Raw genomic sequence first — 20,368 nt, forward strand, 5'->3', positions numbered from 1 at the left:
ATTGATGGTGTCAAGCGTTACCGATACCGAGGAGTCATCATGGTCAGGACACCTAACGATCCCTCCCGCCGCCGCACCGTGCGGATGGCCGCCGCCGCGGTGGCTGCCGTCACCGTCGGCGCCGCCCTGACCGGCCCCTCGGCGTTCGCCGACACCGGCAGGCGAGACGGTCCGCGCGACGTCGTGCAGCGACAACTGGACGGTCTGGTCAGCGAGAGCGGCTTCCCCGGCGTACTCGCCTCGGTGCGGGGGGCCGACGGGCGGGTCCGGGACTACACGGCAGGGGTCGGTGACCTCCAGAAGCGCCGCCCGGTTCCCCGCGACGGCCAGGTCCGCATCGGCAGCAACACGAAGACCTTCACCGCCGTGGTCGTCCTGCAACTGGTAGGCGAGGGCCGCATCGACCTGGACGCCACAGTCGAGCACTACCTGCCCGGGGTCGTGCGCGGCAACGGCAACGACGGCGGCAGGATCACCGTACGACAGCTGCTGCAACAGACGAGCGGCCTTCCGGACTACGACGACGTGCTGTTCACCAGGCCGCAGGACCTGGTCGACAAGAGTCACTCGTACTACGAGCCGCGCCGGCTGGTGGACGCGGCGCTCACCGGCGCACCGCACTTCGCGCCGGGGGAGAAGTGGGAGTACAGCAACACCAACTACGTCCTCGCCGGGCTCATCGTCGAGCAGGTCACCGAACGCCCGATCGGCGAGGAGATCACCAACCGCATCATCAGGCCGCTCGGTCTGCGCGACACCTACTGGCCGGGCGTCGGTGAACAGCGGCTTCGCGGCACCCACCCGCACGGGTACGTCGCGGTGGCGCCCGGCGCGCCGTGGGTGGACGTCACCGAGATGGACCCGTCTCTGGGCTGGGCCGCCGGTCAACTCGTGTCGACCCCGGACGAGCTGCGGACCTTCTTCGACGCGCTGGTGGGCGGCCGGCTGCTCAAGCCCGCGCAGCAGGCGGCCCTGACGACGACAGTGCCGGCGCCCGGGTTCGAACCGACCGGGGAGTACGCGTACGGGCTGGGTGTCGCGCGCTACGAGCTGCCCTGCGGCGGCTTCGCCTGGGGCCACGGCGGTGACATCCAGGGCTTCGAGACCCGGAACCTGGCCACCAGTGACGGCCGGAGCGCCGTCGTCGCGGTGACCGGCCTGCCGACCGGCGAGGAGATGCTCGGCGCGGTGAACCGGAGCGTCGAGACGGCGCTGTGCGCCACCGACCGCTGAGGCGACTGCCCGGTGGCGGGTGCGCCACCGGGCAGTCGGGCCGACCGGATCAGGAGTACAGGGTGTCGCTGGGGGATCGGCCGTGCGCCTCCCGGTAAGCGGCCGCGAAGCGGCTCGGGCGCAGGTACCCCCAGCGGTGCGCGATCGCGGCCACGGTGTCACCCCGGGCCGGATCGGCGGCGAGTAGGTCCTGGTGTGCGCCGTCGAGTCGCGCCCGCCACAGGTACGCCCGGGGTGTGGTGCCCAGATGCCGGCGGAACGCCGTCCGCAGGGCGCGAGGGGTGACGCGGACCGCCTCGGCGATCTGCATGGGGGTGATCGCTTCCCGGCAGTGCGTCTCGATGAACGACACGGCCCGGCGTACCGGCCCGACGGGCAACTGGCCCACCCGTAGCCGGTGCGTCATCGTCATCGCGGAGTGCGGGAACGCGGCCAGCGCGGCCGACGCGGCCAGGTCGGCGGCGGCGTGGATCACCAGCGGGCTTCGCAGCGGCTCCGCCGGGCCGGTGAGCAGGCGATGCAGATGTGTCGCCGTGTCGTGCCAGAACTGGCCCATCTCGTCCGAGACGGGTGTCATCGCCTCGAACCGGAAGAGGTGCGGTGCGATGCCTGTCTTGTCGACGGCCGCCTCGGTCACGGTGCGCGCGTCCAGGCTGATGTTGTAGAGCTCGGATCGGTCACAGATGTTGGTGAGTGGCCGGCCGGTCCGTTGCAGGAGTACGTCTCCGGGGCCGGCCTGTGCCTCCTCCCGGCCGTCCCGCACCACCGTCCGGCCGTTCACGACCGCGACGAGCAGCAGGTCTCTGAGTGGTTCGAGCTGCAACTCGTAGTCCATGCCGCACCACACGCGACTGGTCAGAACCGGGCCGGCGTCGATAAGTTCCTCCCGGAACGAGAACGGCGTGGCGACGCCCTGCGGTCGTAGCGTGAGGCCCGCGCACCGCTGACGTATCACGTCGTGCGCCTGCGACACCTCGTCTGTGGAAAATTTGTGCTGAATGATCGAGGCTGCGGTATCGGGGTTCTGCTGCACGGTGTCTCCCTCCTGCCCAGACAAGACAGCACCACCAGTGACATCCATCCGGCCACGTGAGCCGGGCGGAAGAGACGTGACGGCGCTGCTTCCTCTCAACGAAGCCGGGGGTCAGCCGACGTGGTTCCTGCGTACCAGGCATTGTCGATATGTGGACCGGTTGTCGCCCGGGTGGGAGTGACGCGGCCGTGGTGACCTGGTCAGGCCTGCGACGGACCGCCCTCGGGGCGGGCGTCGAGGCGTTCGATCATATCGATGTCCTGAAGTTCGGCGAGGAACCTCCGGACGTCGGCGAGGGCGCGAGCGGGCTCCACCGTCCCGCTGTCGGTGAGCACCTTGACCAGGTCCGTCTCGGTGGCTCCGGCCATGAGGTGCGGCCACAGCATGGCGGCGGAACGGTCCAGCGCCAGGTAGACGGACTTGCGGATGTCGAGCAGCACTGTCTGGTCACCGGCCGCACGCCAGGTGACGCGCTCACCTCGGACGCGATACACGGTCGATGGCTCGGAGCTCACTTCGGCACCTCCATGGTGGGGACTTTCGCTGCCGCTCGGCGATCCCGCCCCCGCCCTCTCGGACCTCCGCACGTCTGCCTCCCCGAACGTGGCCGACGGGCAACTGGACCCGCCGAACCAACGGACACGGGACCGGCCGATCGGGTCGCAGCGTCGCGGACCCCGACCGGCCGGCCGTGTGGGCCGTGCCAGGGTGAGTGGCTCGGACAGGCAGAGGTTAGGACCGAGAGGCGGAGCCCGCCCGGCGTGCCATTGTGTCGGGAACCCGACTGCTCCGGCCCGGTGGCAGGTAACCCGGACGACGCAGTCACCGATCCGTCGGCGGGCGGATGGCTCCGAGGTAGCGAGAGAGGCGAGGGCATCGACTGTGATTGTTACGCGGAAATGTCGTGTGTCCGACCCTGCCTTCGCAAAACGGCCAGGCCCGTACGGAAAGTGGATCGGGTCGTCGATCGGCGTGTCGCGTCGACTCGGACTGTCGCAACCCTCAGCACCACGTTCAATCAGGTCGGGGCCGCGACGGTCCACCGGAGGTGACGGCTGATGCCGGCGATGGCAGACCAGGGCGGGCCCGAGGCTGTGACGCGTGAGGTGGTGGAGACCTCTGATCCGGAGAAGGGGCACCATCTGATCGCCCTCAGGTTCCGGGAACACCGGGCCCGGATCTACGGGCCGCGGGCCAGCTTCCGATACCGGCGGGTCACCCTGCGGGTCGACGACCTGGACATCAGCGAGACCCGCTACACGATGCGCAACCGTACCGAGTCCTCGCCCTACCCGGACTTCGCCACGGTGACCCTGACGCACGGCAGGTACGCCGTCCGCACCAGGAACGAGGAACTGCACCTCGGACCGGGCATGACCGGCCGCTACCCGGAGGTGGGGGCGTCACACATGGTGGACGACATCACGTCCGTCGTGGTCCGGCTGCCGATGACGAGGATCGCGGCCGGGGCCGCCGCCCGGACGGGTCTGCCCGCCACCAACTTCCGGTTCACCGCGCTGGCGCCCCTCTCCTTGGAGATGGACCTGCTGTGGCAGTCGGTGACCGCCTTCGCCAGGCAGCAACTCGGTGTCACCGCCGTTCTCGCCAGCCCGCTGGCCCGCTCCGGTCTGGTGGACCTCGTGGCGAACACTGCCGTCGCGGTCTTCCCCAACACGACAATGACCATCCACTACCTTCCCGGCCAGTCGGATGTCGGCCACGGCGTCGTGCGGCGGGCCGCCGAGTTCATCGAGGCGCACGCCGCCGAGCCGTTGACCGTGGGTCAGATCGCCACCGCCTGCGAGATCAGCCAACGCGCTTTGCAGGCCGCGTTCCGGCGGCACCAGGGTCAGTCCCCCATGGCGTTCCTGCGCTCGGTCCGCCTGCGCCAGGCGCACCGGGACCTGCGACATCCCGAACCGGGGCAGACGGTAGCGCAGACAGCCCGACGCTGGGGTTGGACCCACCTCGGCCGGTTCGCGCAGGCGTACCGCGAGGCGTACGGGTGCCACCCCAACGAGACCCTGCGGGCCGCCGGAGCGCCGAGGTCGGCGGAACGGGACGCGTGAGCAGTCCCCGCTCCGTTGTGGATCGAGCGCGCGACTGACCGCGTCCGTCTTGATCACGCTCGACGGGCGTGGCCGCGTATTCCCTCCAGGGCGAGGGCCAGGAGTTGTTCCGCCTTGGCCGCGCCCGCCGGTTGCGCCGCGAGTGAGATGCCGTTGGCGAGCATCATCAGGTCCGCCATCGTGATGTCGGGGCGTACCGAGCCCTCGTCGACGGCTCGACGCAGCAGCGGTTCACCTGCCGCGACGAGCGTCGAACCGCAGGCGTCGGTCTCCTCGGTGGGCTCGTTCAGGAGGGAATCGGCGAGGCCGCGGGTTGTCGTGGCGTACGCGGTGACCTCGTGCAGCCAGGTGGTCAGCGCGTCGAGGGCGTCCGGCGCGGTGAGCAGGTCTCCGGCGCGGGCCGCCAGGTTGCCGACGCAGGTGCGGAAGACGGCCTGGAGCAGCGACCAGCGGGTGGGGAAGTGCCGGTGCAGGGTCGCCGAGCCCACTCCGGCGGACCGGGCGATCTCCTCCAGCGAGGCGTACGCGCCGTCGCGGGCGATCGCCTCGGAGGCCGCTTCGACGATGAGGTCGTAGTTGCGCCGTGCGTCCGCTCTCATGGCCCGCCTTGCCAAAGTGGGGTGGTCCCCCATATCGTAGCCGACGAGAAGTGGGGGGCCACCCCACTTTGTTCTGGGGAGGCATCATGGCTGTTCTCGTCATCGGCGCGACAGGCAAGCAGGGCGGGGCCACGGCCCGCGCGCTGCTGGACCGAGGTGTCGCGGTCCGTGCCCTGGTCCGGGACCCGGGCAGCGACGGCGCCAAGGCTCTGCGGCAGCGGGGCGCCGAACTTGTCACGGGCGACCTGGACGACGCGGAGTCGCTGCTCGCCGCGGCGGACGGGATGGACGGCCTCTTCTCCATCCCGTACCCCGACGTGACGAACATGCCTGGCGACGCCGAGGTGACCCGCGGCCGCAACGTCGTCGAGGCGGCGCGCCGGGCCGGCGTGTCGCACGTGGTGCACAGCAGCGTCTCCGGCGCCGGCGACTTCCACCGCAACCAGCCCGGATGGGCCGAGGGTCGGTGGGACAGGCACTACTGGGAGAGCAAGGCGGCGATCGACGAGATGGTGCGCACCGGTGGCTTCGCGCACTGGACCATCCTCAAGCCCTCGACCTTCATGGAGAACCTCGTCGGCTGGTCCTACCTCTTCGGCGACTGGTCCAGCGGCACGATCATCACCGGCTTCGCGGCGGACACGCGGCTTCCGTGGATCGCCGTCGACGACATCGGCGAGGCCGCGGCGACCGCGTTCACCAGCCCGGGCAAGCTCGACGGCCTGGACGTCGAACTCGCCGGCGACCTGCTCACCATGACCGAGGTCGCCGCCATCCTCGGTGAGGTCACCGGCCGGGCGGTCACCGCGCCCGTGCTCACCCCGCAGCAGGCCGTCGAGCACGGCCTGCTGCCCGCCATGGTCAACGCGGTCGAGCAGATCAACGAGAACGGCAGTCCCGCCCGACCGGAGATGACCCGTGCCCTCGGCCTGCCCACCACCGACTTCCGTACGTGGGCGCGCCGGACGTTCTCCTGACACCTCACGACATCGTCGGGACGGTCTCCGTCCGGGTCGCGACGATGCGGCGGCGGCGCACCGGGTACAGCACCGGGTGGGCGATGCCCCAGGCCGCACCCTTGCAGACGACCTCCTTGTAACGGGCCGCCAGCCTGCCTGCGAGGAAGGACGGCTTGGCCCTGTCGTCGGCTGTCACGTACTGGATGATGCCGTCGCGGCGGCCGAGGCTGATGCACTGGTTGAAGTAGCGCAACGGCGCCTTGGCGTACCTGCGCTGCCCGGTCAGGCGTGCGGCGATGGCGTCGGCGGCCTGCCAGGCCATCGGGACGCCCGAGGCGCAGGACATCCGCAGCGGCCTGCCACCCGGCCCCTGGGCGAGTCCGGCGTCGCCGACGGCGTACACGTCGGGGTGGGAGACCGAGCGCATGGTGTCGTCCACGACGATCTGTCCGGTGTCCGCGACGGTAAGGGTCGTGGCGGCGGCGATCGGGTGGACGGCGAAGCCCGTCGTCCACACCGTCACGTCGGCCGGGATCACCAGGCCGTCGGCGGTGACCGCGCCGGTCCCGTCCACCCGGGCGACGTCGGTGTGCTCGTGGACGGTGATGCCGAGCCGGTCACAGACACCACGCAGGTGCGCCTGCGCCCTGCCGGTGAGCCAGTCACCGAGGCCGCCACGGGCGGCGAGCGCGACGTCGAGGTCGGGCCGGGCCTCGGCGATCTCGGTGACCGCCTCCAGGCCGGTGAGGCCGCCGCCGACGACGAGCACGGTCCCGCCGGCGCCGAGGTGGGCGAGGCGGTCGCGCAGCCGCAGCGCCGACGCCCGGCCCGAGATGTCGTACGCGTGCTCGGCGACGCCCGCCACGCCGTGGTCGGCGGCGGCGCTGCCGAGGGCGTAGACCAGCGTGTCGTACGCCACCTCGTCGGCGCCCTTGTCGTCGACGAGCGCGACGGTCCGGCGGTCGACGTCGACGGCGGTGACCCGGGCCAGGCGGACCCGTACGCCGGTGCCCGCGTACACCCTGCTCAGCTCGTGGGTCTTGAGGTCCTGCCCGGTGGCGAGCTGGTGCATGCGGACCCGCTCGACGAAGTCGGGGTCGGCGTTGACGACGGTGATCTCGGTGTCGTCCGGGTGCAGCCGCCGGGCGAGGCGACCGGCGGCTGTGGCCCCGGCGTATCCGGCCCCGAGGACGACGATGCGGTGCTTCATGGTGGCACTCCTGTCTCGCTTGGTGGTCGCTTCCTGAACCGGGCGGCGACGCGATTGCTGACAGGAGTCGGCTGAGACCTGGGTCACCAGACCGTGAGGAGGGGTTCCCCGTGTTCGGAGGTGGACCAGTGGCGGGTGACCCGTTCGAGCTTGTCGGGGTTGACCTGGCTGCGGATGTCGGCGACGCCCTCAGGTGTCACCTCCAGGGACATGACGCCGACGACCCGGTCGTCGATCACGACCACCACCGCCGGGCCGCCGTTGGCGACCTGGACGTAGAGGGCCGGCCGGCCTCCCACCAGGTCGCGCTTGACGTCGCTGGGCCTGAACAGGCCACGCAGGAACTTCGCCACCGCCAGCGCACCCACGATCGGAGCGGTCCGGGCCGGGATCTTGCCCCCGCCGTCGCCGACGCTCGTCACGTCGTCGGTAAGCAACTCGACAAGGCGCCGGGTCTCGCCGCTGGTGGCGGCGGCGAGGAACTCAGCGACGATCCTGCGGGTGGCCGCCTCGTCGACCTCGACGCGGGAACGACCCGCGGCGACGTGCTGCTTCGCGCGGCGGTAGATCTGCTGGCAGTTCGACTCGGTGACGCCGAGGATGTGGGCGATTTCGGTGTGCGGGTAGCCGAAGGCCTCGCGCAGCACGTACACCGCGCGCTCGTTGGGCGTCAGCCGCTCCATCAGGGTGAGCACGGCCATCGACACCGACTCGCGCTGCTCGACGGTGTCGACCGGGCCGAGCATCCGGTCCCCGGCGAGAACCGGCTCGGGCAGCCAGGTGCCCACATAGGTCTCCCGCCTGGCGCGTGCCGAGGTGAGCTGGTTGAGGCACACGTTGGTGAGCACCTTCGTCAGCCACGCCTCGGGCGTCTCCACGTACTCCCGGTCGGCGGCCTGCCAGCGCAGGAACGTGTCCTGGACCGCGTCCTCGGCGTCGCTCGCCGAGCCCAGCAGGCGGTAGGCGATCGCCTCCAGACGGGCCCTGGAACGCTCGAACAGCTCGACCTCGTCCGTACGCAGCGGCATGGCCTGATAGTTAACCACCCGCGCACGCCCTGCCGAACGCCATCGCGATGTCACGGCTGACCCGGATGACCGGTCGCCGCCGCCAGCCGTGGCGATCTGGATCGCCCGGCGGCGGGCGTTCGGCGCGGTGAAAGATGTGCAATCGCGGAAACATGAGTGGGCTATCGTTAATGCCGCCCGGTTCGTCCCGTACCGACGGGGGTGTCGGGTCGGGGATCGGTCGGGGGTGTTGACCGCGAGGAGTGCCTCTTGGCAGCGACGACGACGATGGCGGACCCTGGCGGGACGGGGTCGCATTGAGTGACGGCAGGTTGCGGGTCCAGGGAATCGGGCCGCTCCGCGCCTACGTCGACGGCGAAGAAATCGAGATCGGCCCGCCCAAGCAGCGTGCCGCGTTCGCCGTGCTCGCCCTCTGCGCGGGCACCACCGTCTCCCGTGGGGAACTCATCGAGCGGGTCTGGGGTGAGGCGGCTCCCGCCACCGCGGCCGGGAGTCTGCACACCTATGTCTCAGGGCTCCGCCGCGCACTCGGGCCGGCGAAGGACGCCCTGGTCAGTGACCGTGCCGGTTACTGCCTGCGCCTCGACCGAACGATGTTCGACGCCATCCGGGCCAAGGATCTGGCCGATCGGGCGCGGGCGGCCCGCAGCACCCCGAACGCTCCCGCCGCGTACGAGCGCGCCCTGGAGACGTGGACCGTGGGCACACTCTGCACCGGGGTGCCGGGCCCCTTCGTGGCGCTGGCCCGCGACCGGTTCGCCGAGCTGCGGCTGCAACTTCTCATCGAGTACGCCGAGATCACCGGTCCTCGTGGGCTCCCGGATGTGATCAGCCGCCTGCTGCTGGAGGTTCCGGCCCATCCATTCGACGAGCGGCTCCGCACTGTCCTCATGAGAGCGCTCCACGGCAGCGGACGGACCGCCGACGCCCTGGCCCAGTACGAGAATCTGCGTAGCGGGCTCGCCGCCGAGCTGGGCATCAGTCCGTCACTTGCCATCCAGGAGGTCTACGCCGAGATCCTGGCCGACGAGCGCCGCAGAGCCGGGGAACCGCCGCCCGGGACACCGCCGCCCGGGGAACCCGTCCGGCCCGCCCAGCTGCCGTCCGACAACGACGCCTTCGTGGGACGGACCGCCGAGCTGCTCACCGTGATGCAGTGCGCCGGCGGGGTGACCGAACCACGGAGACGGATCGTCGGGATCGTGGGCGTCGGCGGCATCGGCAAGACCGCGCTCGCGGTACGCGCCGGGCATCTGCTGCGCGACCAGTACCCGGACGGGCAGATCTACCTCAACCTGCGCGGGTTCGACCCGTCGCACGCCGCCCTCACGCCCGACGCCGCCCTGCACCAGTTGCTCACCTCGGTCGGCGCCCGCCACATCCCGAGCGGACGGGAGGACCGCATCGTGCTGTGGCGCAGCCTCGTCGCCGACAAACGCATGCTGCTGGTCCTCGACAACGCCAAGTCGGACGACCAGATCGAGGACCTGCTGCCCGGCGGCAGCACCTGCTTCGTCATCGTGACGAGCCGCAACCGCCTCTCCAGACTGGTCGTCCGCCATGCCGCGCGCCGCATCCAACTCGGAGCGCTCAACGACCAGGAGTCACTGAGCCTGCTCACCACCGCGATCGGGGAGGACCGGGTACGGGCCGAGCCGGAATCCGCCCACCGGCTCATGGCGCTGTGCGACAGGTCACCGTTCGCCCTGCAGATCGCGGCCGAGCGGGTGGTGTCGACCAGGGGCACCCGCATCGGCGACCTCGTCGGCCAACTGGAGGACGTCCGGCAACGGCTGGACGGGCTGCAACTGGACGACGACCCACTCTGCTCCGTACGCGGCGTGCTGTCCTGGTCGTTCGCCGCGCTCAGCGACGACGCGGCCTGGGCCTTCCGGCTCCTCGGTGTCTTCCCCGGTGCGAGCGTGACCCGGTACATCGCCTCGGCGCTGTTCGGCGTCCCGGTCGAGCGGGCCGAGATCCTGCTCGGCAAGCTCAGCGCGCTCTGCCTCCTGGAGCAGGAGAACGACAGGTTCACGTTGCATGACCTCACCCGGGTGTACGCCGCCGAGTTGTCCGGTGACCTCGAGCCGGGCGAGCGGCGCGAAGCCCTGTCGCGGGTCCTGTCCTGGTACCGCGTGACGCTGTCGGGGTGGAGTGGCAACGGGATGTTCCTGCGCGGCACGCCGGTCGAGCCGCCGCACAGCGACGTCCCGCCTGTCGTGTTCCACGGGCAGCAGGACTGCCTGCGGTGGTGCGAGGCGGAGCGGCCGAACATCGTGGCGCTCGTGCGCGCGGCTCAGCGTGAGGGGCAGCACGGGGCGGCCTGGCACCTGGCCTGCCTGGTGTTCGACTACTTCTACGTGGCCGGCCAGCCGTTGGAGTGGCTGGAACTGCTGCGCGTGGCGATGCGTTCCGCCGAGGCGGCCGGCAACCACGTCGCCCGCGCGATCCTGTTCAACCATCGCGGCGTCGCGTACTCCCGGCTCGGGCAGAACGAGATCGCGGTACGGCAGCTCAACCGCGGCCTGGAACTGCTCGACCACCCGGACGACTGGCGGTACCGGATCAGCCTGCTCGGCAACCTGGCGTCGACGATGCGCGAGGCGAAGGAGTACGAGGCGGCCCGTGGCCCGGCCCGCGAGGCGTTGGTGCTCGCGCGTCGGGAGGGGATCGACTACTACCTGGCGGCCACGCACGACGTCCTCTGTGAACTGAACGCGGAGACGGGCCGGTGGGAGGAGGCGATGCGCGACGGGCTGCCCGGTCTGGAGTACGCCCGCCGGTCACGAAGCCGGATCCTCGAGGCCAACCTGCTCATCAACATCGGACTGGCTCAGCACGGTCTCGGACGGCAGGGGGCGGCCGAGGAGTCGTTCGGCGAGGCACTGCGGATCAGCAGGGACGTGGGGGACCTCTACCACGAGGGCCTCGCGCTGTTCGGGCTCGCCCGGGCGAGCGCACGCGGCGGCGTCGCGGAGCACGGGGCAGGGGCAGAGGTCGTCGCTGACCTCGCCCGCCGGGCCCTCGCCCCGCTCGAGCAGTTGCACGCCGAGGAGGCGGTCGAGGTGCGGGCCTTCCTGGCGGCTCTGGAGGTCTAGCTGGCCACCCGCTCGCGCTGCCAGATCAGCACGGCCTCGATGCGGGTGCGGGCGCCAAGTTTGGTGAAGATGCGGTTCACGTGGTTCTTCACGGTCTTTTCCCGGATCCGCAGCAGCGCGGCGATGTCGGCGTTGCGCATCCCCCTGCTGATCGAGTCCATCACCTCGGCCTCGCGCCGTGACAGTGACGGGTGCCCGTGCGTGCACGACGTACCGCTGGCCGGCGCGCGGTCGCCACCGACCGTGGGGGACGGGCGGCGGACGCGCGGGACCAGCCCCAACCGGTAGCGGGCGGTGGCCGGCTCCCGTTGCCTGGTGTGCGGCCCGGCCAGCTCGTTCAGGGCGCCGGCGAGCGCACCCGTCGCCGGTGTGGCGTCGCCCCTGGGGGTGACGACGACGTCTACCGAGGGCAGGCCGTCGATGTGCGCGTTTAGGCCCTTGCTGGCGAATTCGTGGCGGATGTGGGCAAGGATCTCCGGGCTGGAGATCGCAACCCGCACCCGGGCACCGGCCGCCCCCGGCTGCGCGGGAACCGTGATCATGGCAACCAGTCTGCTGCCGCCGGCTTCACGACGCCTTCACGTTCGCTTCACACGGCCCGCTACGGGCGCAGGCGCACCTGCTCCGCCAGGATGCCGGTGTCGATGGTGCCGTCCATCCCGACCGTGAATCGCCAGGTCGCGCCATCCAGACCGACGGCCACCACGGACCAGCGTCGCACCGGCTCGGCCAGCAGCCGGTCGACCTGGTAGACGTCGCGGCCCGCTGGCGGGTCGGCGAACACCAGGACGCCGCCCTGCGGGTCGTTCAACGCCTGTCCGGCCTCGACCAGCCGCGACACGTCCAGCCCGGTGAAGTCGTGGTCGGGCTCGAATCCGACCCTGATCACCCGCGAACCGGTCGACCACGGGCTGGTGGTGAGCCGCCGGGACCACGACCGGACCAGGCCTCGGGCCAGCCCGAGGTCGCCGCCCACGCTGATGATCCCGTCCGCCTCTGCGAGGTTGAGCAGCAGCCGCCCGCCGTCGGTCACACCGAGCGAGACGAGCAGCGGGAACGGGTCCGCGAGCCGGTCGTTCACCGGTGCCGCGGTCGCCAGCCACCCGAGGGACGCCCGCCAGGTGCGGCCGTGGTCCTCGGTGGTCCAGCCGGGTGGCGGCGCCTCGTCGGGGGTGGTCAGGTGCAACACCACGGCCTCCGGGCCCAGGACCACGGCGCCGACGGCCGGAACGGGGCGCTGCCCGTCGGCGCATCCGGTGGCGAGGGCGCGTACCGCCCGGTCGATGGTCCAGGCGCCGGACCGCTCGTGGGCCCCCGCTTCGGGCGAGCGGAGGTCACCGGGGGAACGTCCCAGCCAGCTCATCGTCCACTCCTTCACTCGGGCCCTGGCATCGTCGGTGGCGCGGTGACGGCTGTCAACGAAAACCCTGGGCCCACGGGCCCAGGGGGCGAACTCCGGTCTGGACCGCGAACGGGCGGCCTTCCTACGTTGATGCGCGATGCCAAGCGGGCCGGGCGTGCTGCGTGGGCTCGCACCATTCGAAGGGACGACCCGATGGCGAATCTCAACATCACCTACACGGAGATGTCGGACAGCGCGACCCGCATGCGCAACAACAAGAACGAGATCGACTCACGGCTGACCGAGTGCAAGTCGATCGTGGACAACCTGACCGCCTCCGGCTTCGTGACCGACCAGGCGTCCACCAAGTTCGACGAGGTGCACACCGAGTTCGTGAGCGCGGCGAACGAGCTGATGCAGAACCTCGACCTGCTCTCCGAGTGGCTGGACAAGGCCGTCGAGGCACTGCGCGACATGGACACCCAGCTCGCCGGTTCGCTGAACAAGTAACAGGGATACGCCGTGCGCATGCTGATCACCCTGGCGTCCCCGCAGGCGTGGTCGGCCGACGTGGTCGTGGACGCCGACCCCGCCACCCCGGTGCGGGACATCGTCAAGAACCTGCTGGACAGTCTCGACCCGTCCTCCATCGCGCACGGTCAACTCCCGGGATCCGGCCGGATCTATCTCGACCACGGGCCACTCGACCTCGACCTTCCGTTGTCCGCCAGCGGCGTGCACGACGGTTCGGTGCTGTGGGTCGGTGGGCCCGGGCCGGCCCCGTACGTCCCGACCGGTGGTCTGGTCACCATCCGGGCGGTGACAGGTGCCGGCGCCGGCCGGGTCTGGGCCCTCGGGCCGGGTGAGCACCGGATCGGCTCGGTCGAGGGCTGCCCGGTGCGCCTGGACGGGGTCCCCCCGGTGGCCGCCGTCGTCCGGGTCACCTTCGACGCCGAGGTGTACGTCCGCGGCGCCGAAGGTGACCTGCTGCTGGATCGGGAGGAACTGCCGGGCGCCGAGGTGCGGTGGCGGGAGACCGCACAGCTGACCGTGGGTGCCACCACACTGGAGGCACATCCGGTCCTCTGCCCGGACGCGGTCGTCGAGCCGTCCCCGGAGAGCGAGTACCTCGACTACAACCGCCCACCGCGGCTGCTCCCGCCGGTCCGGCCGGACAAGTTCAAGATCCCGGCCGAGGTCAAGGCACCGATCCCCAACGCTCTGCCGTGGCTGGCCGCCGCGCTGCCCGCCGCGTTCGGCGCCGTCATGGCCACCGTGCTGCGGAACCCGATCTACCTGATGTTCGCGGCGATGTCGCCGATCATGGTGATGGCCAACTGGTGGACCGGACGCCGCCAGGGCCGGACCAGCCACCGGAGGCAGGTGGCCGAGCACGCGGCGCGTGTCGCCGCCATCGAGGAGGACATCGCCGAGGCGCTCATCCTGGAGCGCCACGATCGCCGCGTTGCCGCACCCGACCCGGCCGAACTGCTGATCGTCGCTACCGGCCCGCGGGCCCGGCTGTGGGAGCGGCGCCGTACCGATCCGGACCATCTGGTGGTCCGGGTCGGCATCGCCGACCTGCCCAGCAAGATCACCGTGGAGGAGTCCGGCCAGGACCGGCAGACCGACAGGCAGTTGTACGACGTACCGGTCTCGTTCTCCGTCGTGCAGGCGGGCGTGGTGGGCGTCGCCGGCCGGGGCGAGTGGCCGCGCCGGCTGGCGCGGTGGATGGTCGGCCAGTTGGCCGTCGCGCAGAGCCCTCGCGACCTTCAGCTCTACGTGCTCACCGACCCGGGCGGCGGCACGTTGTGGGAGTGGGCGGCCTGGCTGCCGCACACCCGTCCCCTGCTGGGGCAGCAGACCCTGACCCTGCTCGGCACGGACACCGAGACAATCGCCCGCCGGATCGCCGAGCTGATCGAGCTGATCGAGGCCCGCCGGCAGGCCCGCCTCGACGTCGGGTCGGGCGCGATGTTCGCCGACCCTGATGTGGTGGTCGTGCTGGACGGCGCCCGGCGGCTGCGCGCCCTGCCCGGCGTCGTCTCCATCCTGCTCGGCGGCCCGGCCGTGGGCGTCTACTTCATCTGCGTCGACAACGACGAGCGCACCCTGCCGGAGGAGTGCACCACAGTGGTGGCCGGCGGTGACGGCCTGCCCACGACGCTGCGCCGGCAACGAGCCGCGCAGGTCGATGGCATCCGGGTCGACGAGGTGATCGACGACTGGTTCCCGGCCACCGCGCGGCGGCTGGCGCCGATCCGCGACGTCAGCGACAGCCACGGCGACGCGGCGCTACCGTCCTCCGCGCGTCTGCTCGAGATCATGGGGATGGAGGACCCGTCGGTCGCCGCGATCGCCGCCCGGTGGAACGCCTCGCCGCGCAGCACCCGGGCGACCGTCGGCTACAGCCTCGACGGGCCGTTCGCGCTCGACCTGGTCCAGCACGGTCCGCACGCGCTGGTCGCGGGCACCACCGGTTCCGGCAAGTCGGAGTTCCTGCAGACGGTGGTGGCCTCGCTCGCCGTGGCGAACCGGCCGGACGCGATGAACTTCGTACTCGTCGACTACAAGGGCGGGGCCGCGTTCAAGGACTGCGTCGACCTTCCACACACCGTGGGCATGGTCACCGACCTCGACACCCATCTGGTCGAGCGCGCCCTCACCTCGCTCGGGGCGGAGTTGACCCACCGGGAGCACCTGCTCGCCGCGGTCGGCGCCAAGGACCTTGAGGACTACGTCGACTACGCGACCAGGCGGCCCGTGCCGGAGCCGATCCCGCGACTGCTGATCGTCATCGACGAGTTCGCCTCGATGGCGCGTGAGCTGCCGGACTTCGTCACCGGCCTGGTCAACATCGCCCAGCGTGGCCGGTCGCTCGGCATCCACCTGATCCTCGCCACCCAGCGCCCCAACGGCGTGGTCTCCGCCGAGATCCGGGCCAACACCAATCTGCGGGTCGCGTTGCGGGTCACCGATGCGGGGGAGAGCGCCGACGTGATCGACGCCCGGGAGGCGGCGAGCATCTCCGCGGCGCACCCCGGCCGCGCGTACGCCCGGCTCGGCCACAGCTCGCTCATCCCGTTCCAGACGGGCCGGATCGGTGGCCGTCGCCCACGGCAGAACGCGACGGAGGCCGTGGCCGCGCCGTTCCTGCACCAGGTGGGCTGGTTCGACCTGGGACGACCCGCGCCGCAGCGGCCACGTGCCGCCGCCGAGGTCGACGAGGCCACCGACCTGTCGGTGCTGGTGTCGACGATCCGGCAGACCAACGACATGCTGGGCGTGCCGGCGCAGCGCCGTCCCTGGCTGCCGGCACTGCCGACGGTCTCCGTGGTGGACCTGCCCGACGAGCCGCCGCGCGACGAGCGCGGTGAGCCGTCGTTCGCCTGGGCCGTGCAGGACCTGCCGCGCAGTCAGCAGCAGGCGCCGATGACGATCGACCTGTCGACCTTCGGTCATCTGCACATCGTCGGGGCTCCCCGGTCGGGGCGGTCGCAGGCACTGCGGACCATCGCCAGTGCCGCGGCCAGCGCCGCGAGCGTCGGTGACCTGCACCTGTACGGGTTGGACTGCGGTAACGGGGCCCTTCTGCCGATCACCCGGTTCCCGCACTGCGGAGCGGTCGCGCAGCGTACGGATGTGGAACGGGCCGACCGCCTGCTGCGCCGCCTGCACGAGGAGGTGCAGCGCCGGCAGAGGATCCTCGGTCAGGGCGGCTTCGCCGACCTGACCGAGCAACGGGCGGCCGCCCCGGTCGCCGAGCGCCTGCCGCACATCCTGCTGTTGCTCGACCGCTGGGAGGGGTTCATGGGAACCCTCAGCGAGCACGACAGCGGTGCGCTGACCGACCTCGTGTACATCCTGATGCGCGAAGGCGCGAGCGTCGGCGTGCACCTGATCGTGACAGGCGACCACAGTCTGCTGAGCGGCCGGATGGCCGGGCTGTGCGAGGAGAAGGTGGTGCTGCGGCTCTCCGACCGCAGTGACGCCACACTTGCCGGGCTGAATCCGCGCAAGATGCCGGAGAACCTGCCGGCAGGCCGCGGCTATCGGGCGCACACCGCGATCGAGGTGCAGGTCTGCCTGCTGGCGAACGACCCGAGTGGTCCGGCGCAGGTTGCCACGATGCACAGGCTGGCGACCCGGCTGACCGAGCGCGAGGCGTACGTGCCCCGCGAGCGGCGTCCGGCGACGATCGCCGTCATGCCCACCCAGCTCACCTTCGAGCAGGCCTGGGAGTCCGTCGGCACCGCGAGGCAGGGCTGGGCGTTGGTCGGTGTCGGCGGCGACGAGTTGGCGCCGGTCGGCACGAACCTGCTCGACGAGGCACCGACGTTCCTGATCGCCGGGCCGTCCCGGTCCGGTCGCAGCACCGCGCTCCGGGTGATGGCCGAGTCGCTGCTGCGCTCGGGCGTTCAACTCGTCATCGGCGCCCCCATGCGGACGCCGCTGCTCGATCTCGTCGGCCGTCCCGGAGTTCGCGGCGTCGTGACCGGGGAGAGCCCTGCCGAGGAGGAGTTCTCCGCGCTGCTCGACAGCGGTGACGACGCGGTCGCGCTTCTCGTGGACGACGCCGAGGCGTGGCGTGACGTCCCGTGCCGGGACTACCTGCGCCAACTGGTCCGCACCGCTTCCGGCAGGCGCCGGGCCGTCGTGATCGCCGGCGAGATCTCCTCGGTGGCGATGGGCTTCTCCGGCTGGCAGGTGGAGGTCAAGAAGAACCGGCGGGGCGCGCTGCTCTCCCCGCCCACCCTGGGTGCAGGTGACCTGGTGGGTGTCCGGCTGACCCGGGCCGCACTGGCCGACAAGGTGGTGCCCGGGGTCGCCCGGGTGCACCTGGGCGACGGGACACTCCAGACCGTCCAGATTCCTCTCCTGGAGCCGGCGGCCGGGGCCGGCGTGTGAACACGACGACTGTGGAAGCGGTGGTGTGATGGCCGACATCGTGGTGAAGGGACTGGCCGATCTGGCTCGGGACCTCAGCGAGCTGATCAGCCAGTTCGAGGGCGCGCTGGACTTCCAGGACGAGCAGAAGGGCCGGTGGGGGCAGCACAACGCGAACCTGTCGATGGGTGACTTCGCCGACAACTGGACCGGCAGCCGCGACAAGATGGTCGAGGCGATGAAGAAGTTCCGTGAGCGGATCGAGGGCGCCGACCAGGCGTGGACCGACGCGGATCTGCAGATGCTGAAGAGCCTCGAGGAGGGCGGCAAGTGAGCGACGGCCGCCTCGAGACTCTTCGCAGGGCTGATCCGGCCGAGATCGAGGCCGCGCAGAAGCGTTACCAGCTCATCTCCGACACGATCGACGACACGGTCAGCAAGCTGCAGAAGATCGTCGACGCCGGGGAGGAGGCCCTGCGGGGCAAGTGGGTCGACGAGGTCAAGGACGACGCCAAGTCCCTCACGGAGAGTCTCACCAAGGCCGGGGTGCGCTACCGCGACGTCGCCACCGAGATCAAGAAGTACGAGCCGGACCTCGATCGCGCGATCACCGAGGTGAACGCGGCCGAGCGGGACGAGGGTGACGCGACCGCCTCGTTGAGCCGGGCGAACGCGATGCCCGACCCGCAGAAGGGTGCCGACGGCACTGTCCCGCCGGAGGAGCAGCAGAAGGGCGAGGACAAGCGGCGCGCGCAGGACGACGCGAACGCGCAGATCAGCGCCGCGAAGAACCGGCTGACCGGCGCCCTCGACGCGCTGGGGGTGGCCGGCAAGCGACTGGGTGACGCGGTGAACTGCAAGAACTACGACGACGGTCTCACCGACAAGATCAACTGGCGGGTCATGAACATCTTCAAGATGATCAGCAAGATCTTCGGGATCATCGCCATGGTCCTGACGGCGCTGGCCATCCTGATCCCGGGGGTGGGAGCCTTCGCGCTCGCCGGCGTGGTCGCCGGGGCGGTCACACTGATAGCCGACAGCGTGCTGCTGGGCGGCGGCGACGGCAGTGTGCTGTCCGTCGTGCTCGGCGCCCTCGGGCTCGGGTTCGCCGGGCTGGGAGCCGCCGTCGGCGCCTTCGGCAAGCAGATCGAATCGGTGAGCAAGTTCATCAAGTCGATGTCGAACATCAGGATCAATGCGAACTGGAGGCCCGGCGGTCAGATCATCGAACTGTTCGACTTCGCCAAGCCCCTCGCCATCGCCACCGGCAAGCCCGGATTCTTCAACTTCGTCGGCAGCACCATCAACAAGGTGTTCGGCAACGGGTTCGCCGGCATGATGAAGACGTGGTGGAACGCCTTCATGGGGATCAACCCCATCAAGGATCTGAGCTTCTTGAAAAGCCTGCCCTTCTTCGGCGGCGCCTTCAGCAAGTACGGCACCGGTCTGCAGTCGATATTCGCGACCTGGGGCGGCATCAACCAGGCGTTCGCCCTGGCCGCCGGTCTGTTCGTCGCGGGACTCCAGGCGACCGAGCACCACTTGGTCGAGGGTGCCTGATGACATCGGCGGCCATGCCCATCGAAGTCTCCTGGGCCTGGGGCTTCGTGCCCTCCGACGAGGCGGACCGGGGCCCCTGGACCGAATTCATGGCCGGACTGCTCGACGGATGGGTGAGCGAGCAGGTGGAGGCAGCCCGTGCGGCCTGGCCCGCCGATGCCGCCGAGGAGTTCCCGTTCAGCCCCGGAGCGGTGGGCTCGGCGGTGGCCCGAGACCTGCTGGAGCGCGCTGACGGCCTGCCCGCCAACTGCCGCCTCATCTGGGGCGCCGGCTTCGTCGACGACCGGGTGCGCTGGCTTCCGCTGCTCGTCCTGGCCGAGTTCCGGGAGGCGGGACCCGGCGACCCCGCATATCTGATGTCCATGGTCGGCGCCGAGGGCCTGCCCGACGACGTACGGCCACCGAACGTCGAGTACGTGTCCACGGATCACGGCGATGGCATCCGGGTGCTGGCGCTTGCCCGCAACGAGGCCGAGGGGCTGCACGGTCGGGTCAACGCCGCCCTGCGTCTCGAAGGGTCGGACCGGGAGATCGACGTACTGCTCACGACCCGGGTCAGCGACCTTGAGCAGGTGGCGGTGATCGGCGCCGGCGTGGAAGCGGTGATGCACCTGATCGCCACCCAGTTCGGTGCACAGCCCCAGGACGCCGTGGCACCGTTGCGGTTCGTGCCGGCCGGCGGCCTCGCGTGATCGACTTCGAGCTCATCGTCCCGGACGGCTGGGCGCACATCCCCACCACGCCCGAGTTCAGCCGCGTCCGGGACCGCGTCATCAACGAGATCGTCAAGCAGGCACTGCCCGACACGCTGCCCCGGGACAAGGCCGGGCCGTGGCGGCGGATGCTGCGCAAGGATCTCACCGAGGCCACCGACGAGGCCCAGCGGCAGGGTGCCCGGGCGGTGGTGCTGCCCGTGCGGGAGATGCGCGGCATGCGGCTGCCCGGCACGCTTCTGCTGTCGGTCATCGACGACGGCGAGGACCAGCAGGATCCGGCGCCTGTGCTGAACTCGATTCTCGCCGACGCCGGCCCCGACGGGACGGCCCTGGAGATCGACGGTTGCCCGGCCGTCAGGATCCGCCAGATCATCGACAGTGAGGCACTCAACCGCAAGGCCCCATCGGTCCGGGTCAGCTACTTCGTGGCGGCCCCCGACGCGCCCGGCGTCTGGGGCATGCTGACCTTCACCGTGCTGACCGACGGTGACGTCGAGGCCGAAGCGGTGCAGGCAATCGTCCTGCTGTTCGACATGGTCGTCGGCACCCTGCGCTGGAACGACGAGGTCGCCGTCCCCACCGAGGACGAGCTGCTCGCCGCCCTGCCGGCCGACTGACACCCCGATCCCCA

The 20,368-nt window shown here is 70.9% G+C and carries 17 protein-coding genes; 10 read left to right on the top strand and 7 right to left on the bottom strand.

What is annotated here, in order from left to right; translation table 11 throughout:
• The first annotated feature begins 39 nt into the window (after positions 1-39).
• On the top strand, positions 40-1,233 hold the full coding sequence (locus AB0N27_RS00795) for a serine hydrolase domain-containing protein (protein WP_364362349.1): 1,194 nt from the start codon (positions 40-42) through the stop codon (positions 1,231-1,233).
• Positions 1,234-1,282: 49 nt separating this feature from the next.
• Here the strand turns inward: AB0N27_RS00795 and AB0N27_RS00800 are convergent, their stop codons facing one another.
• Positions 1,283-2,266, bottom strand: coding sequence for an AraC family transcriptional regulator (locus tag AB0N27_RS00800; RefSeq protein ID WP_364362350.1), 984 nt, complete (start codon positions 2,264-2,266; stop codon positions 1,283-1,285).
• A 200-nt stretch (positions 2,267-2,466) separates the two neighbouring features.
• Positions 2,467-2,781 (bottom strand): PqqD family protein, encoded by a 315-nt coding sequence (locus tag AB0N27_RS00805; protein WP_364362351.1) that lies wholly within the window; start codon positions 2,779-2,781, stop codon positions 2,467-2,469.
• A 543-nt stretch (positions 2,782-3,324) separates the two neighbouring features.
• Between AB0N27_RS00805 and AB0N27_RS00810 the strand changes: the two genes are divergently transcribed.
• Positions 3,325-4,335 carry a helix-turn-helix transcriptional regulator gene (locus AB0N27_RS00810; protein ID WP_364362352.1) on the top strand — a complete coding sequence of 337 codons (1,011 nt, stop codon included), beginning with the start codon at positions 3,325-3,327 and terminating at the stop codon, positions 4,333-4,335.
• Positions 4,336-4,388: 53 nt separating this feature from the next.
• Here the strand turns inward: AB0N27_RS00810 and AB0N27_RS00815 are convergent, their stop codons facing one another.
• Positions 4,389-4,934 (bottom strand): helix-turn-helix domain-containing protein, encoded by a 546-nt coding sequence (locus AB0N27_RS00815; protein WP_364362353.1) that lies wholly within the window; start codon positions 4,932-4,934, stop codon positions 4,389-4,391.
• Positions 4,935-5,020: 86 nt separating this feature from the next.
• Between AB0N27_RS00815 and AB0N27_RS00820 the strand changes: the two genes are divergently transcribed.
• Positions 5,021-5,911, top strand: coding sequence for an NmrA/HSCARG family protein (locus AB0N27_RS00820; RefSeq protein WP_364362354.1), 891 nt, complete (start codon positions 5,021-5,023; stop codon positions 5,909-5,911).
• 4 nt (positions 5,912-5,915) lie between these two features.
• On the opposite strand, the gene AB0N27_RS00825 is transcribed toward AB0N27_RS00820, so the two are convergent.
• Together AB0N27_RS00825 and AB0N27_RS00830 are read right to left on the bottom strand one after the other, a co-directional pair.
• Positions 5,916-7,103, bottom strand: a complete 1,188-nt coding sequence (locus tag AB0N27_RS00825; protein ID WP_364362355.1) for an FAD-dependent oxidoreductase — start codon at positions 7,101-7,103, stop codon at positions 5,916-5,918.
• Positions 7,104-7,186: 83 nt separating this feature from the next.
• Positions 7,187-8,131, bottom strand: a complete 945-nt coding sequence (locus AB0N27_RS00830) for an RNA polymerase sigma-70 factor (protein ID WP_364362356.1) — start codon at positions 8,129-8,131, stop codon at positions 7,187-7,189.
• Positions 8,132-8,427: 296 nt separating this feature from the next.
• Here AB0N27_RS00830 and AB0N27_RS00835 point away from each other — a divergent pair, with 296 nt between their 5' ends.
• Positions 8,428-11,229: a BTAD domain-containing putative transcriptional regulator gene (locus tag AB0N27_RS00835; protein ID WP_364362357.1), complete on the top strand. Its 2,802-nt coding sequence runs from the start codon at positions 8,428-8,430 to the stop codon at positions 11,227-11,229.
• On the opposite strand, the gene AB0N27_RS00840 is transcribed toward AB0N27_RS00835, so the two are convergent.
• Together AB0N27_RS00840 and AB0N27_RS00845 are read right to left on the bottom strand one after the other, a co-directional pair.
• Positions 11,226-11,771 (bottom strand): helix-turn-helix transcriptional regulator, encoded by a 546-nt coding sequence (locus AB0N27_RS00840; protein ID WP_364362358.1) that lies wholly within the window; start codon positions 11,769-11,771, stop codon positions 11,226-11,228. The genes AB0N27_RS00835 and AB0N27_RS00840 overlap by 4 nt on opposite strands.
• A 59-nt stretch (positions 11,772-11,830) precedes the next feature.
• The gene (locus AB0N27_RS00845) at positions 11,831-12,592 is read right to left on the bottom strand and encodes a hypothetical protein (protein ID WP_364362359.1); all 762 of its coding nucleotides are present in this window, start codon (positions 12,590-12,592) and stop codon (positions 11,831-11,833) included.
• A 192-nt stretch (positions 12,593-12,784) separates the two neighbouring features.
• Here AB0N27_RS00845 and AB0N27_RS00850 point away from each other — a divergent pair, with 192 nt between their 5' ends.
• Genes AB0N27_RS00850 through AB0N27_RS00875 form a run of 6 tightly spaced genes read left to right on the top strand, consistent with a single transcriptional unit; the run spans position 12,785 to position 20,354 of the window.
• The gene (locus tag AB0N27_RS00850) at positions 12,785-13,081 is read left to right on the top strand and encodes a WXG100 family type VII secretion target (protein WP_364362360.1); all 297 of its coding nucleotides are present in this window, start codon (positions 12,785-12,787) and stop codon (positions 13,079-13,081) included.
• Positions 13,082-13,099: 18 nt separating this feature from the next.
• A complete protein-coding gene (locus AB0N27_RS00855) occupies positions 13,100-17,479 on the top strand; it encodes an FtsK/SpoIIIE domain-containing protein (protein ID WP_364365916.1) in 4,380 nt (1,459 codons plus the stop codon).
• A gap of 28 nt (positions 17,480-17,507) precedes the next feature.
• Positions 17,508-17,792: a hypothetical protein gene (locus AB0N27_RS00860; RefSeq protein ID WP_364362361.1), complete on the top strand. Its 285-nt coding sequence runs from the start codon at positions 17,508-17,510 to the stop codon at positions 17,790-17,792.
• Positions 17,789-19,021: a hypothetical protein gene (locus AB0N27_RS00865; protein WP_364362362.1), complete on the top strand. Its 1,233-nt coding sequence runs from the start codon at positions 17,789-17,791 to the stop codon at positions 19,019-19,021. The genes AB0N27_RS00860 and AB0N27_RS00865 overlap by 4 nt, the downstream gene beginning before the upstream one ends.
• Before the next feature lie 14 nt (positions 19,022-19,035).
• Positions 19,036-19,713 (top strand): hypothetical protein, encoded by a 678-nt coding sequence (locus tag AB0N27_RS00870; RefSeq protein ID WP_364362363.1) that lies wholly within the window; start codon positions 19,036-19,038, stop codon positions 19,711-19,713.
• Positions 19,710-20,354: a hypothetical protein gene (locus AB0N27_RS00875; protein WP_364362364.1), complete on the top strand. Its 645-nt coding sequence runs from the start codon at positions 19,710-19,712 to the stop codon at positions 20,352-20,354. Before AB0N27_RS00870 ends, AB0N27_RS00875 begins: the two co-directional genes overlap by 4 nt.
• Positions 20,355-20,368 lie beyond the last annotated feature (14 nt).

Origin of the sequence: Micromonospora sp. NPDC093244, from assembly GCF_040683695.1 — a bacterium.
Classification (GTDB): domain Bacteria; phylum Actinomycetota; class Actinomycetes; order Mycobacteriales; family Micromonosporaceae; genus Micromonospora.

Excerpts from the sequence above, each read along its gene's own strand:
- AB0N27_RS00855 (WP_364365916.1), top strand. The coding sequence starts at position 13,100 with ATGCTGATCACCCTGGCGTCCCCGCAGGCGTGGTCGGCCGACGTGGTC.
- AB0N27_RS00840 (WP_364362358.1), bottom strand. The coding sequence starts at position 11,771 with ATGATCACGGTTCCCGCGCAGCCGGGGGCGGCCGGTGCCCGGGTGCGG.
- AB0N27_RS00870 (WP_364362363.1), top strand. The coding sequence starts at position 19,036 with ATGCCCATCGAAGTCTCCTGGGCCTGGGGCTTCGTGCCCTCCGACGAG.
- AB0N27_RS00860 (WP_364362361.1), top strand. The coding sequence starts at position 17,508 with ATGGCCGACATCGTGGTGAAGGGACTGGCCGATCTGGCTCGGGACCTC.
- AB0N27_RS00795 (WP_364362349.1), top strand. The coding sequence starts at position 40 with ATGGTCAGGACACCTAACGATCCCTCCCGCCGCCGCACCGTGCGGATG.
- AB0N27_RS00810 (WP_364362352.1), top strand. The coding sequence starts at position 3,325 with ATGCCGGCGATGGCAGACCAGGGCGGGCCCGAGGCTGTGACGCGTGAG.
- AB0N27_RS00850 (WP_364362360.1), top strand. The coding sequence starts at position 12,785 with ATGGCGAATCTCAACATCACCTACACGGAGATGTCGGACAGCGCGACC.
- AB0N27_RS00830 (WP_364362356.1), bottom strand. The coding sequence starts at position 8,131 with ATGCCGCTGCGTACGGACGAGGTCGAGCTGTTCGAGCGTTCCAGGGCC.
- AB0N27_RS00815 (WP_364362353.1), bottom strand. The coding sequence starts at position 4,934 with ATGAGAGCGGACGCACGGCGCAACTACGACCTCATCGTCGAAGCGGCC.
- AB0N27_RS00845 (WP_364362359.1), bottom strand. The coding sequence starts at position 12,592 with ATGAGCTGGCTGGGACGTTCCCCCGGTGACCTCCGCTCGCCCGAAGCG.
- AB0N27_RS00825 (WP_364362355.1), bottom strand. The coding sequence starts at position 7,103 with ATGAAGCACCGCATCGTCGTCCTCGGGGCCGGATACGCCGGGGCCACA.
- AB0N27_RS00820 (WP_364362354.1), top strand. The coding sequence starts at position 5,021 with ATGGCTGTTCTCGTCATCGGCGCGACAGGCAAGCAGGGCGGGGCCACG.